Origin of the sequence: Nocardia sp. bgisy134, from assembly GCF_965341865.1 — a bacterium.
Taxonomy (GTDB): domain Bacteria; phylum Actinomycetota; class Actinomycetes; order Mycobacteriales; family Mycobacteriaceae; genus Nocardia.
Genome location: NZ_CBDQZP010000014.1, coordinates 175,946 through 189,056 on the forward strand (window position 1 = coordinate 175,946; position 13,111 = coordinate 189,056).

12 protein-coding genes are annotated in these 13,111 nt (G+C 68.4%); 6 read left to right on the plus strand and 6 right to left on the minus strand.

What is annotated here, in order from left to right; translation table 11 throughout:
* Positions 1–213 precede the first annotated feature (213 nt).
* The 5 genes from ACRWNM_RS24315 to ACRWNM_RS24335 form a co-directional block, all read right to left on the minus strand.
* Positions 214–687 (minus strand): bifunctional nuclease family protein, encoded by a 474-nt coding sequence (locus ACRWNM_RS24315; RefSeq protein ID WP_141811267.1) that lies wholly within the window; start codon positions 685–687, stop codon positions 214–216.
* A 215-nt stretch (positions 688–902) separates the two neighbouring features.
* Positions 903–1,706: a transcriptional regulator FtsR gene (gene ftsR / locus ACRWNM_RS24320; protein ID WP_431970383.1), complete on the minus strand. Its 804-nt coding sequence runs from the start codon at positions 1,704–1,706 to the stop codon at positions 903–905.
* Between the two features lie 70 nt (positions 1,707–1,776).
* Positions 1,777–2,262, minus strand: coding sequence for an oxoglutarate dehydrogenase inhibitor Odhl (gene odhI, locus ACRWNM_RS24325; protein WP_431970384.1), 486 nt, complete (start codon positions 2,260–2,262; stop codon positions 1,777–1,779).
* 164 nt (positions 2,263–2,426) lie between these two features.
* Entirely contained in the window at positions 2,427–2,825 is a 399-nt protein-coding gene (gcvH, locus tag ACRWNM_RS24330; RefSeq protein ID WP_431970385.1) for a glycine cleavage system protein GcvH, read from the minus strand.
* A gap of 42 nt (positions 2,826–2,867) precedes the next feature.
* Complete coding sequence (locus tag ACRWNM_RS24335; protein WP_431970386.1) at positions 2,868–3,509, minus strand: CDP-alcohol phosphatidyltransferase family protein; 642 nt, start codon at positions 3,507–3,509, stop codon at positions 2,868–2,870.
* A gap of 128 nt (positions 3,510–3,637) precedes the next feature.
* On the opposite strand from ACRWNM_RS24335, the gene ACRWNM_RS24340 reads away from it, so the two are divergent.
* The 3 genes from ACRWNM_RS24340 to ACRWNM_RS24350 all read left to right on the plus strand — a co-directional run bounded on the left by ACRWNM_RS24340 (position 3,638) and on the right by ACRWNM_RS24350 (position 7,790).
* Positions 3,638–5,332 (plus strand): GMC oxidoreductase, encoded by a 1,695-nt coding sequence (locus ACRWNM_RS24340; RefSeq protein WP_431970387.1) that lies wholly within the window; start codon positions 3,638–3,640, stop codon positions 5,330–5,332.
* Positions 5,333–5,445: 113 nt separating this feature from the next.
* On the plus strand, positions 5,446–6,789 hold the full coding sequence (locus tag ACRWNM_RS24345) for a DUF2252 domain-containing protein (RefSeq protein ID WP_431970433.1): 1,344 nt from the start codon (positions 5,446–5,448) through the stop codon (positions 6,787–6,789).
* 110 nt (positions 6,790–6,899) lie between these two features.
* Positions 6,900–7,790, plus strand: a complete 891-nt coding sequence (locus ACRWNM_RS24350) for a nuclease-related domain-containing protein (protein ID WP_431970388.1) — start codon at positions 6,900–6,902, stop codon at positions 7,788–7,790.
* 24 nt (positions 7,791–7,814) lie between these two features.
* On the opposite strand, the gene ACRWNM_RS24355 is transcribed toward ACRWNM_RS24350, so the two are convergent.
* The gene (locus tag ACRWNM_RS24355) at positions 7,815–9,749 is read right to left on the minus strand and encodes an acyl-CoA dehydrogenase (RefSeq protein WP_431970389.1); all 1,935 of its coding nucleotides are present in this window, start codon (positions 9,747–9,749) and stop codon (positions 7,815–7,817) included.
* Between the two features lie 86 nt (positions 9,750–9,835).
* Between ACRWNM_RS24355 and ACRWNM_RS24360 the strand changes: the two genes are divergently transcribed.
* From ACRWNM_RS24360 to ACRWNM_RS24370, 3 genes are read left to right on the plus strand one after another with little or no spacing between them, the layout of a single operon-like run.
* Complete coding sequence (locus tag ACRWNM_RS24360; RefSeq protein WP_431970390.1) at positions 9,836–10,489, plus strand: TetR family transcriptional regulator; 654 nt, start codon at positions 9,836–9,838, stop codon at positions 10,487–10,489.
* Positions 10,489–11,421: an ABC transporter ATP-binding protein gene (locus ACRWNM_RS24365; RefSeq protein WP_431970391.1), complete on the plus strand. Its 933-nt coding sequence runs from the start codon at positions 10,489–10,491 to the stop codon at positions 11,419–11,421. Before ACRWNM_RS24360 ends, ACRWNM_RS24365 begins: the two co-directional genes overlap by 1 nt.
* A complete protein-coding gene (locus ACRWNM_RS24370) occupies positions 11,418–13,100 on the plus strand; it encodes an ABC transporter permease (RefSeq protein WP_431970392.1) in 1,683 nt (560 codons plus the stop codon). Before ACRWNM_RS24365 ends, ACRWNM_RS24370 begins: the two co-directional genes overlap by 4 nt.
* Positions 13,101–13,111 lie beyond the last annotated feature (11 nt).

Genomic DNA, 13,111 nt, shown 5'->3' on the forward strand with positions numbered 1-13,111 from the left:
GATTGCTCTGCCACTGACCACTCCCTTGCTCCGCAGACGCCTAGCCTCATCGATGGCCCGGCTCCGTGATGACCAACAACCCGTCATTCCGGACGTGGCCCAACTATCGAGATTACTCCCGTTGATTGTCTCGGGAGCGGCATCGTCGGACCAAACGCGACGCGCGGTAAAAGTCTGTAGCTGTAGTTGAGGTCTAGAAGATTTTCGGAATCCTCAGCTGTCGGTGGCCTTGAAGTCGTCCGGCGACACCGACTCGAGGAACTCCTTGAACTTCTCCACTTCGTCCTCGCGTTCGTCGGGCATCACCAATCCCGCTTCCTCGAGGACCGCTTCCTCGGCGTGAATCGGGCAACCCACGCGCAACGCGATGGCCACCGAGTCGGACGGCCGCGCCGAGATGCGTAGCTCGTTGTCGAAGACCAGATCCGCGTAGAAGGTGCCCTCTTGCAGATCCACGATCCGGACTTCCTTGAGAGTGTGCCCGAGCTCGGTGATCAAGATCTTGATCAGATCGTGGGTCAGCGGGCGGATGGGCGTCACCCCCTCCTGCTCCAGCACAATGGCCGTCGCCTCGGCCTGCCCGATCCAGATCGGAAGGTACCTGTCCCCCGACACCTCGCGCAGCAACAGCACGGGCTGGTTCTGTGGCTGCTCGACGCGGATGCCGATCACGCGCATTTCACTCATGCCCGCGCCTCGCTAACCCTCGGCTCCGGCATGCGCGAAGCACGCTGTGACATGATTCGCTCGCTCATAGCACTGCCTCCCATATTCGCCGGCCGCCCGACCTGACCGCTGCAGAGCACGCCGTACCACGAGTCTAGGCGAACCCATGGCGGTGCTGCGATCGGTGTGCACAGCCGAAATCGGCGTGTTGCCGGGGTGGAACACAGGAGCGGAAGTCAGCTTCCGAGAGAGTTGCGTACCGAGGCTTTCACCAGGCAGGTGTGCAGCGTCAGCGAGAGTGCCGCGAGTTCGCGCACAGTTTCCTCGGCCCTTGCCCGCGCGCCCGCGTCGCGGCTCTTGGCGATCGGCGCGGCGATCTGCGCCAACAGCGCGGCCTCCCGGTCCGCGGCCAGTTTGAAGGCGCGCAGATGCCGTGCCTCCAGGCCGAATTCGGCCATGGCGCGGGCGGTTCTGGCCAACGTGACCGCCTCGCCGTCGAAGAATCCGGCGGCGCCAGGGGTGATCAGGTTGGCCCGGATCAGATCGTTGAGGAACCGCTCATCGATCTCGGCCTGCTCCAGCAGATCCGCTCGGGTGAGCCGGATTTCGTGATCGAAGCGCAACTCGTCCGGCGAGACCTCGCCGGGCACCACGCCCAGCCTGCGCGGCGCGGCCGTCCGCGGGACACGGCCGACCTGCGCGGCGGCGGAGCCGGAATCGGCGCCCGTGATCGGGCCCGATTCCGCACCGCCGGGACGGCCGGAGTGCGCCCGCGCGCGAGCTTCCCGCACGCCGAGCGTGGCCGCTCCGCTGTCGATCGCTTCCAGTTGCTCCTTGATCACCTTCAGCGGCAGGTACTGATCGCGCTGCGCGGTCAGCACGAACCTGAGCCGTTCGCAGTCCGCGACCGAGAACCTGCGGTAGCCGGAGGGCGTGCGCTCCGGCCGGATCAGGCCCTCGGACTCGAGGAACCTGATCTTCGAGATGGTGATGTCCGGGAAGTCGGGTCGCAGTAGGTCGAGAACGGAGCCGATCGACATCCCTCCGCGCGCCCACTGCGCCGCGCCCGTCACAGCGCCGTGCCTTTCACACACATCGGCGCCGTCGTGCTCATAGACTGCCCGCACCCGCTGACGGCTCGTTCACGGCGGCGCGCGGTCCGGTCAGGAACACGAGCCGGAACTTGCCGATCTGGACCTCGTCGCCGTTCTGCAGCTCCGAGGAGTCCACCGGCTCCCGGTTCACGTAGGTGCCGTTCAGGCTGCCCACGTCCACCACCTGGAACGTGTCGTCGTCCTGCCGGAACTCGGCGTGCCGACGGCTGACCGTGACGTCGTCGAGAAAGATGTCACTGTCGGGGTGACGCCCCGCCGAAGTGGTCGGCTGATCCAGGAGGAACCGCGATCCCGCGTTCGGCCCGCGCTTGACGACCAAGAGGGCTGCGCCGACCGGCAGGCCCTCGACCCCTTGGACCGGCTGCTCACCGGTCTGCTCACCGGAGCGCGACGCGTCGACCTCGCTCAGGAAATCCGCGCGGAAGACCGACGTCGTCTCGGCCGCGGTCTCCTGGTAACCCGGGTCTTTGTTCTCGCTCACCGTTTCTCTCCTCCTCGAACCTGATTATCCATGCAAGCAGGTGATGCTTCGCCGACACGACCGGTCGTGTCGCTAGAACACCGGCAGCGGATGCCGGTACATCTGTTGGCTTTGACCGTACCCTGCCGGGGCGTGCCCGTGCAGGGAGAACTAGGAAGGCCGCGTCAGCCCCCGATAACTCCTTGATAACCTGCCGCATCCAGCAGTTCACCCAGCGTGACATCGAGCCCGGCGGCGTCCTCCACCTCGAGCTCGAACAGCCAGCCCGCACCATACGGGTCGGTGTTCAGCGTCTCCGGCGCGGAGGTCAGTTCTTCGTTCACCGCAACGACTTTCGCGGCCAGCGGGGCGTAGATGTCCGAGACGCTCTTGGTGGACTCGACCTCCGCGATGCCCTCGCCCGCGCTCGCCGCCCGGTCCGCGTCCGGCAGCTGCACGAACACGACATCACCGAGCTGCGACTGCGCGTAATCGGTGATGCCGACCCGCACCCGATTCGGGGCGACCCGGCGCACCCACTCGTGCTCTTCGGTGTACCGCAGATCCTCGGGGGTTAGGGGCACTGGGCGTCCTTTCGTAGTGAACGTTGCACGCAACCTTATCGGTTATGGGCGACGGTGCCCCACAGCCGGTATCGCTCGCGCCACCGCAATGGCCTTGCCCGCGTAGAGCACGCCGGTCCAGAGATACACCGCCGTGCCCCAGACCAGGAAGGCCCCGCCGAAGGCCCGGCCGAAACCGGCGAGTGCCCAATCCATCTGTCCGGCAAGCAACCATGGCAGCGCGGACATGAGCGCGAAGGTGGCGGCCTTGCCCAGATAGATGACCTCGGGCGGGTCCAGATCCCGCCGTTTGTAGACCGAGAGCGTGAAGGTCAGCATCAGATCGCGGCCGACGAGCAGCAGCGCGACCCACCACGGCAGCAGGCCGCGGATCACGAAGGCCAGCAAGGTGGTCACCAGGAAGAGCCGGTCCACGAACGGGTCGAGCAGCGCGCCCAGACGGGACCCCTGATCCAGCAGCCTGGCCAGCTTGCCGTCCAGGAAATCGGTCACGCCGCTGGCGACAAGCAGCGCGAAGGCCCAGCCATCGGCCTCCTCGACGAGCAGCAGCCACAGGAACACCGGCACGCCGATCAGCCGCAGCACGCTCAGCACGTTCGGGACGGTGAGGATGCGGTCGTCGAACACGCCACCGCCGGTGTCGGCGCGCTCGCCGGGTTCGGTGGTCCCCGATTCCGTTGTCACACGCCTGTGCTTACCGCACGAGCCCCTGGCGTCGCCATCCGGGCTCGCCGTGGGTTTACGCCACATCGCCCACCCTGAAAGAATGAATATGAAACCATCTCATCATCGATAGATGAGGAGAGGATGTCATGCCCGCATTCGACTACGACGTGGTAGTGATCGGTTCCGGGTTCGGCGGCAGCGTGAGCGCCCTGCGGCTGACCGAGAAGGGCTACCGGGTGGGCGTGCTCGAGGCCGGGCGGCGCTGGACGGCCGACGACCTGCCCAGCACGAATTGGAACGTGCGCAAATCCCTTTGGGCACCGCGCCTCGGCCTGACCGGTCCGCAGCGGATCAGCATTCTGGGCAAATGCGCGGTGTTCTCCGGCGCCGGAGTGGGCGGCGGCTCACTCATCTACGGCAACACCCTCTACGAGCCGCTGCCGAGCTTCTACACCGACAAGCAGTGGGCGCACATCACCGACTGGAAGGCCGAGCTGGCGCCCTACTACGACCAGGCCAAACGGATGCTCGGCGTCGCGCCCAACCCGCGCATGACGCCCGCCGACACCGTGATCAGGGAGATCGCCGACGACCTCGGGGTCGGCGATACCTTCCACGCGACGAACGTCGGAGTCTTCTTCAACGAGTCCGATCCCGGCACCGAGGTCGACGACCCGTACTTCGGCGGCGCCGGCCCGCGCCGCCGCGGCTGCGTGCACTGCGCACGGTGCTTCACCGGCTGCCCGCACAACGCCAAGAACACCACCCCCACCAACTATCTCTACCTGGCCGAACAGGCGGGCGCCGAGGTGCATCCGCTGACCACGGCCACCGTGGTGCGCCCGCTGTCCAGCGGTGGCTACGCAGTGGAGACCGAGCGCTCGGACCGCTGGATCCGCAAACAGCACAGGACGTTCACCGCCGAGCAGGTGGTATTCGCGGGCGCCGCGCTGGGAACCCAGAAGCTGCTGCACCGGATGCACGACGAGCGGGTGCTGCCCGCGCTCTCGCCCAGGCTCGGCGAGCTGACCCGCAGCAACTCCGAGGCAATCCTCAATGTGGTGAGCCGGACGCGGCGCGATTTCGCCGAGGGCATCGCGATCACCTCCTCCATCCATCCGGAGGCCGACACGCACATCGAGGTCTGCCATTACGGCAAGGGACAGAACGCGCTGTTCCCTATGTCGGTGCCGATCGTGGACGGCGGCGCGTTCCGGTTCCTGCGGTTCCTGCTGGCGATCCTGTTACACCCTGCGGTGTTCCTGCGCAGCCTGAACGCCAGGCACGCGTCGGAGAAGTCGGTGATCCTGCTGGTGATGCAGTCGCTGGACAACTCGCTCACCTCGTTCCGCAAGCGCGGGCAGCTGAAGACGAGGCAGGGCACGGGCGAGCCGAACCCGACCTGGATCCCGCTCGCGCACGACGTCGGCCGCCGCTTCGCGGAGAAGGTCGACGGTGACACCCACGGCCTGATCATGGACGTCTTCGACATCCCGGCCACCGCGCACTACATCGGCGGCTGCGTGATCGGCGAGAGCGCCGAGACCGGCGTGGTCGACCCGTATCAGCGGGTGTTCGGGCATCCCGGCCTGCACGTCGCGGACGGGTCGGCGGTCACCGCGAATCTCGGCGTGAATCCCTCGCTGACCATCACCGCCCAGGCCGAGCGAGCCATGGCCTTCTGGCCGAACAAGGGCCAGGACGATCCACGCCCCGCGCTCGGCGAGCACTACCGGCGCATCGATCCGGTGGCGCCCGTCGGGCCCACCGTCCCCGCCGCGGCGCCGGGCGCGCTGCGCCTGCCGATCGCGCCGGTCGATCCCCCCGTGCCTGCGACCTGAGCCGCGCGGTCTCGGCGTCCGCACGATGCGCGGGAATCGACGGCGGCAGGCTAGCGTGATCCCTCGTGTCGGACAGTGGTGTTGATCTGCGTTCCTACGTCCCCGCCGAGGAGATGCGCGAGCGTGGGCGCGCCCTGCGCGAGCGTGTCCCGGTGACCGCGCGCGACCGCGAGGTCACCGGCACGCGGCGGCCGGAGGTGCTCGAATTCCTGCGCGCCGCACACGCGGACCGGCTCCCGCACCTGGTGCCGCTGCGGGTGGGGCGCATGATGTCCGGTCCGTTCACGTTCTACCGCGGCGCGGCCGGACTGATGGCCGCCGATCTGGCCGATGGACCGGTCAGCGGTCTCGACGCGCAGCTGTGCGGTGACGCGCACGCCGCGAACTTCGGCCTCTACGGCACCTCGCGCGGCGAAATCATCATGGACATCAATGATTTCGACGAGACCATCGCCGGGCCGTGGGAGTGGGATCTGGAGCGCCTCGCCGCCAGCCTGGTGCTGGCCGGGCGCGAGTCGGGCGCCGACGAGGACGACTGCCGCAGGGCCGCGCGCGACGCCGCCCGCAGCTACCGGATCGCCGTCGACACGCTCGCGGAGCAGCCTTTCATGGAGTCGTGGACCGCCCTGCCCGACGAATCCGTGATCAGCAGGGCCAAGGCCGACGACCTGCTCGACGACTTCAAGAAGGCGGCCAAGAAGGCGCGCAAGAACAACAGCGCCAAGGTCGCCGCCAAGTGGACCAGGCATCTCGACGACCACGTGACCGATGTCAGCAAGCACCGATTCGTCAGCGACCCACCGGTTCTCACCCCGGTCGAGGACGCCGTGGAGCAGGCCGTCATCGACGGATTGCAACGCTACGGCGATACCCTCGGCGAGTCGCGACGCAACCTGCTGGCCCGATTCGCGGTGTCGGACGTCGCTTTTCGTATCGTCGGCACCGGAAGCGTCGGGCTGCACAGCTATGTCGCGCTGCTGCACGGCAACGACGGCGAGGTGCTGGTGCTGCAGCTCAAGCAGTCCATTCCCTCCGCGCTCGCGCCGTACCTGCCCGTACCGCCGGTGCGCCACGAGGGCGAGCGAATCGTGCAGGGCGCCAGGCTGGTTCAGTCCGACTCCGACATGCTGCTCGGCTGGACGACGCTCGCACTCGGCGGGCGCGAGCTGCCTTTCATCGTCCGGCAGTTCCGCAACTTCAAGGGCAGCATCGACCCGGCCGCGCTGCCCGCGGACGATCTCGACGACTACGGCAGGCTGGCGGGCGCGCTGCTGGCCCGCGCGCATTCGCGATCGCTCGATCCCCGTCTGCTCTCCGGGTATCTGGACGGTGACGAGAGCTTCGACGAGGCCGTCGCGAATTTCGCGGTGCGCTACGCCGATCGCACCGAGGCCGACCACGCCGAGCTCGAACGTGCGGTCCAGGCTGGGAAACTCGCCGCCGAGGTTCCCGAATGACCGGTGCCGCCGGCTTCCAACACGCCGCGTGTCGGTGTTGGCGCGGCGCGCCGCGCGCCATTGCTCGTATCCTGTCCACTGTCGCGTGACGACGTGAAGGGCGGTCGCGAATGCTCGTACGAGTACAGAACCCGGCTGGCACGAATGCCGAACGGGCACTGATCGATTGGCTGCGCACGTGGAAGGACCCGGTGAGCCCGCACGGCGTGGCCACCATCAATTGCAGCCTGTTCCACAAGGACAAGCTGCACCAGTTCGACGCGGTCGTCTGGACGCCGACCAGCTGCGTGGTGATCGAGGCCGAGGCGCTCGTCGCCCGCCAGGACGGCGTGCTGGAGATCCCGCTGAACGGGCCGTGGACGATCAACGGTGAACCCGCCGCGATGGAGAGCAGGGACAAGCGCACGCCGCTGGAGAAGTCCCGCGATCACACCTTCGCGCTGCAGGACTGGCTGTCCGCCCGCGGCCTCGGGCAGCGCGCGGTGCACGGCGTGGCGCTGGTGGTCCCGCTGCGCGGAGCCGAGCTGCAGATCCAACAGGCGTGGAGCGACCCGAGTTTCGACGTCATCCTCGGCAACGACCCCAGCAGGCTGCGGCACTACTTCGACACGCTCGCCGAGAGCGAGAAGCACCTGTGGACCGCCAACGACGTCGCGGTCGCCTTCCGCGGTCTCGGCATCCTCCCCTATCTACCCGCACCGCAGGAGCTGATCAACGAGGGCTTCATCGGCCCCGTCGACATCACGCTGTGGCACGGCGGCCCGCAGCAGGCCCAGGCCGAGGCGTACGCCGAAGAGCTGGCCCAGCTGGAGCGCGACGCGCGAGGGCCGATCGTCAAGGCTCCGTGGTACAGCCCGTGGAAGCTGTACCCGACCGAGCGCGGCGACATCGACATGGGCCGCGCGCTCATGCGGGCGGTGCTCACGGTCGGCATGGTGGTGGCCATCGCCTGGGTGCTGTGGTTCGTCGTCACCGCGATCCTCACCTACGGGCCGGGCTGATCGCTCGGCGCGCACCGCCCCTGATCAGCTCCGCTCGTAGACGCTCGCGTCGTCGAGCATGGCGGCGCGCAACATCGTCTCCGGCACGCCCATCGCCTCCACCAGCGTCAGCGCGTGCGGGCGCAGCCGGTCCACCAGCTCGTTCACCCCGCGGCGCACCGCCTTCGCGCGCTCGACCGACATGAACCGGTGCATGATGAACCAGGCCGAGTTCTCCTCGAGCATGGTGTAGACGAACAGGTCGCACACGTCGTCGGCGAGCGCCTTGGCGTCCGGGTCCTCGATGTCGCCGATGCCTTCGATGAAGGCTTCCAGCACCAGCCGGTCGATGTGCGCGGCGCCCGCGGCCAGGATGTGGTCCTGGGCGTTGTTGAACGCCTCGAAGGGACCGGTCTCCTCGGCCCGCGCGCGCAGCCGGTGCGCCGCGGTGCGGACCAGGTAGTCCTCGCGGTCGGCGAACAGTTGCAGCTGCACCGAGCGCCGGGACAGGTCGCCCTCGTCGACTCCGTCGTCGCCGCGGTCGCGCAGCGTCTGGATGAGCTGACGCACACCGGAGCGCTTGCGCACCACGTCACCGGCCATGGTGGCGGCGAAACGCACCCAGCCGAGCGCGTCCAGATCGCGGATCTCGTCGGCGTAGGCGGTCAGCAGTTCCTTGGCGACCAGTTGGGTCAGAACGATGTTGTCGCCCTCGAACGTGGTGAACACGTCGGTGTCGCCCTTGAGCGTCACGAGCCGGTTCTCGGTGAGATACCCTGCGCCGCCGCACGCTTCGCGACATTCCTGGATGGCGCGGGTGGCGTGCCTGGTCTGGGCGACCTTCAGGCCCGCCGCGCGCTTCTCCAGCGCGCGCTGCGCGTTCGGCTCCAGATCCTGGCCGGTCTGCACCAGGTGCATGCGGCGAACCAGGTCGTTCTGCGCGAAGGCGTAGGCGTAGGACTTCGCCAGCAGCGGCAGCAGCCTGCGCTGGTGGCTGCGGTAGTCGAGCAGCACCGTCTCCTCGCCGCTGTCCGGATCGGCGAACTGCCTGCGCTTCAGCGCGTACCGCAGCGCGATGCTCAGCGCCACGCGCGCTCCCGCGGCCGCCGCGCCGCCCACGCTGACCCGCCCGCGCACCAGCGTGCCGAGGGTGGTGAAGAAGCGCCTGCTCGGGTTGTCGATCTCCGAGCTGTAGGTCCCGTCGGGCGCCACGTCGGCGTAGCGGTTGAGCAGGTTCTCGCGCGGGACGCGGACGTGATCGAAGGTGATGCGGCCGTTGTCGACGCCGAGCAGGCCGCCCTTGAGCCCGTCGTCGGAGGTGGTGACGCCGGGCAGGTCGGCGCCCTGGTCGTCGCGGATCGGCACCAGCAGGCAGTGCACGCCCTGGTTCTCACCGTTGGTGATGAGCTGGGCGAAGACCGCGGCCATCCTGGCGTGCTCGGCGGCGCCGCCGATGTAGTCCTTGCGCGCCGACGGCGTCGGGCTGTGCACCACGAATTCCTGGGTGCCGGGATCGTAGGTGGCGGTGGTCTCGATGTTGGCGACGTCGCTGCCGTGCCCGGATTCGGTCATCGCGAAGCAGCCGAGCAGGTCCAGCGAGATCAGCCTGCGGATGTACTCACGGTGCCGTTCGGTGCCGAGGTTCTCCACCGCCCCGCCGAACAGGCCCCACTGCACGCCCGCCTTGACCCACAGCGACAGGTCGGCGTAGGCGAGCATCTCCAATCCGGTGACGGCCGCGCCCGGTTCGCCGGTTCCGCCGTTCTCCCTGCGGAATCCGCGCTCGGCGTAGCCGAGGGTCGCGATCACCCGCATCTGGTCCAGCACGCGGGCCCTGGCCGCCTTGTAGTCGAGGTAGGGGTCGCCGGTGAATTCCTGCCCGGTCAATTGGGTTCGGGCCTCCTCGCGGACCGACCCCCATGGTCCATCGAGTGCCGCACGAAGGTGTTCTGCCGTCGTAGAGCTGCTGCCGGTAGCCATGACTTCGACCATAGTCGCCACGTACCACGCGGAATCGAGGCAAAACTCTTGCCCCCGATTGAACACACGTTTAATATACTGAACATGTGTTCAAGCAACAGCCCGTATCGCAAGGATCCTCCGCGGATCTGACCACGGCGGCCCGTATCAGAGACGCCGCGATCGAAGTCTTCGGCGAGCACGGATTCCAGGTCGGGGTTCGTGCCATCGCGGCCGCGGCAGGCGTCTCCCCCGGACTCGTCAACCACCACTTCGGTTCCAAAGACGGTCTGCGCGCCGTGTGCGACGACCGGGTGCTGGAGCTGATCCGGGACGAGAAGGTCAAGGCGATCACGGCACCCAACGCCGCGTCGGGCATGCTCGCCGCCCTGGCCGAGATCGAGATCTACGGCCCGCTCGTCGCCTACATGGTGCGCAGCCTGCAAGCAGGCGGACCGATGGCCGAGTCGCTGTTCGAGCACATGGTCGCCGACGCCGAGGTCTACATGCAGCAGGCCGTCGACGCGGGGACCGTGAAGCCGAGCCGCGACCACAAGGCCCGCGCCCGATATCTGATGATGCTCAATGTCGGCGCCATCCTGCTGTGGGTGCAACTGCATCGCCGCGACGACGAAAAGATCGATTTCCGCAGGGCGATCCGCGCGATCACCGAAGAACTCACCCCACCGGCCCTCGAGTTCTACACCCAGGGCCTGCTCATCGACACCACCCTGATGGACACTGTCATGAAGGAGCACTGATGTCCGAGGTCATCGAAGCCGAGGATCTGCGTAAGACCTTCGGCCACGTCAAAGCCCTCGATGGGCTGAACCTCACGGTCAGTGAGGGCGAAATCCACGGCTTTCTAGGCCCCAACGGCGCGGGCAAGTCGACCACCATCCGGGTCCTGCTCGGCATCCTGCGCGCCACCTCGGGTCACGCCAGGCTGTTCGGCCGCGACCCGTGGACCGACGCGGTCGGCCTGCACCGCGAATTGGCCTACGTGCCGGGCGATGTCACGCTGTGGCCGTCGCTGTCCGGTGGCGAGACCATCGACCTGCTCGCCAGGATGCGCGGCGGCATCAACGCCGAACGTCGCGCCGAGCTGATCGAGCGCTTCGATCTCGACCCGCGCAAGAAGGCGCGCACATACTCCAAGGGCAACCGGCAGAAGGTCGCGCTGATCTCCGCGCTCGCCTCCGACGTGCGGCTGCTGCTGCTCGACGAGCCGACCTCCGGCCTGGATCCGTTGATGGAACAAGTCTTTCGCGAGTGCGTGCACGAAGCGCAGCAGCGTGGCACGACGGTGCTGCTGTCCAGCCACATCCTGTCCGAGGTGGAGGTGCTCTGCGATCGGGTGACCATCATCCGGGCAGGGCGGACCGTGGAGACCGGCTCGCTGTCCGATATGCGCCATCTCTCGCGCACCGCTATCACTGCCGAATTGCTCGGCGACCCAGGCGATCTCAGCCGGATCGGCGGCGTCGAGGACATCGAGCGCGACGGGTCGACGCTGCGCTGCCAGGTCGACAGCGAGCACCTCGGCGAGCTCATCCGGGTACTCGGCGACGCGGGTGTGCGGAGCCTCACCAGCGCGCCGCCCACGCTCGAGGAACTGTTCATGCGGCACTACCACGTCGACGGCCAGGCGGGCGACACCGCGACGACCCACGGGGAGAAGGTGCGAGCATGACAGCATCGCGGAGCGATTCGTTGAGGGGTGGCGGCCGGGTGACGGGTGGGCCCACCGCCGTCCACCGCGCCTCTGCCGCACCGCTTTTCGGCGAATCCGCCGATTTCGCGGGCACCTGGCAGTTGCTGCGGCTGTATCTGCGTCGCGACCGGATCGTGCTGCCGCTCTGGTCGCTGCTGATCGGGTTGATGCCCGCCTTCCAGGTGGTCAGCATCAAGGACCTGTACACCACCCAGACTCAGCTGGACGATTTCGCCCGGACCACCGCCGACAGCCCGGCCCTTGTCGCCATGTACGGGCCGGTGTTCAGCACCGAGCTGGGCTCGATCGGCACTTGGAAGGCCGGCGCGATGTACACGATGATCGCGATCGCGACCATCCTGACCGTCATCAGGCACACCAGGGTCGAGGAGGAGACCGGTCGCGCGGAACTGGTCGGCGCCACCAGCATCGGCCGCTTCGCGGGGCTCACGGCGGCGCTCACGCTGACCTTCGGCGGCGCGCTGATCGCCGGAATCTCCTGCGCCGCTTCGCTCTACGCCGCCGACCTGCCCGCGGCGGGTTCGCTGGCGTTCGGCGCGGCGCTTGCCGCGTCGGGCATCGTGTGGGCCGCGATCGCCGCGGTCGCCGCCCAGGTGAGCGCCGGTGCGCGGGTCGCGCGCGGCGTCGCGTTCGGGACACTGGGCGCTGCCTTCGCGCTGCGCGCGGTCGGCGACGCGGGCAACGGCGTACTCTCCTGGTTCTCGCCGATCGGCTGGTGCCTGCAGATCCGCCCCTACGCCGACGAACGGTGGTGGGTGCTGCTTCCGCTCGCCACGGCCGCCGTGCTGGCGACCGGCGCCGCCTACGCCCTGCTCGCCTCGCGCGACACCGGCTCCGGTCTGCTCGCCGAACGGCCAGGCCCCGCCGCCGCGGCGCCGCGACTCTCCGGCCCCGTCGCGCTGGCCTGGCGTCTACAGCGCGGCACGCTGCTGGTCTGGACGGTGGGCTTCGGCCTCTACGGTCTGCTGATCGGCGGCGCGGTGAACAGCGTCAGCGACATGCTCGACGACAGCGGCACCATCACCGATCTGGTCACCCGCATGGGTGGTTCGGAGAGCCTGGAGGAGTCGTTCATCGCGTACGCGCTCGCCATGCTGGCCGCCGCGGCGTCCGCGTTCTCGATCTCCGCGGCGTTGCGCCTGCACGACGAGGAGGCCAGCCAGCGGGCCGAGGCCACGCTGGCGGCCGCGGTCGGCCGGACCCGATACGCGTTGAGCCACATCGCTTTCGCGCTGGCCGGCCCCGCGCTGGCGCTGCTCACCGCCGGGCTCGCGATCGGTGTCGTCTACGGTCTCACCACCGGTGATCTCGGCGAGAAGCTGCCGGAATCGCTGGCCGCCGCGGCCGTGCAGGTACCCGCGGTCTGGGTGGTCACCGGCATCACGATCGCGCTCTTCGGGCTCGCGCCGCGCTACACGCCGGTCGCCTGGGGCGTGCTGAGCGGCATGGTCGTGCTCTTCTTCGTCGGCTCGCTGAACGGGCTGCCGCAGTGGATGGTCGACCTGGTGCCGTTCGTGCACCCGCCGAAGCTTCCGGGCGCGACGTTCGAGGCGACGCCGATCCTGTGGTTGCTGGGCACCGCCGCCGTCCTGCTCACCGTCGGCATCGCGGCCTACCGCCGCCGTGACCTGCGCTGACCCGACACCGT

Coding starts and splice junctions, on each gene's coding strand:
- ACRWNM_RS24315 (WP_141811267.1), bottom strand. CDS start 687: ATGAGTGAAATGCGCGTGATCGGCATCCGCGTCGAGCAGCCACAGAAC.
- ftsR (WP_431970383.1), bottom strand. CDS start 1,706: ATGTCGATCGGCTCCGTTCTCGACCTACTGCGACCCGACTTCCCGGAC.
- ACRWNM_RS24340 (WP_431970387.1), top strand. CDS start 3,638: ATGCCCGCATTCGACTACGACGTGGTAGTGATCGGTTCCGGGTTCGGC.
- ACRWNM_RS24345 (WP_431970433.1), top strand. CDS start 5,446: ATGCGCGAGCGTGGGCGCGCCCTGCGCGAGCGTGTCCCGGTGACCGCG.
- ACRWNM_RS24350 (WP_431970388.1), top strand. CDS start 6,900: ATGCTCGTACGAGTACAGAACCCGGCTGGCACGAATGCCGAACGGGCA.
- ACRWNM_RS24355 (WP_431970389.1), bottom strand. CDS start 9,749: ATGGCTACCGGCAGCAGCTCTACGACGGCAGAACACCTTCGTGCGGCA.
- ACRWNM_RS24365 (WP_431970391.1), top strand. CDS start 10,489: ATGTCCGAGGTCATCGAAGCCGAGGATCTGCGTAAGACCTTCGGCCAC.
- ACRWNM_RS24370 (WP_431970392.1), top strand. CDS start 11,418: ATGACAGCATCGCGGAGCGATTCGTTGAGGGGTGGCGGCCGGGTGACG.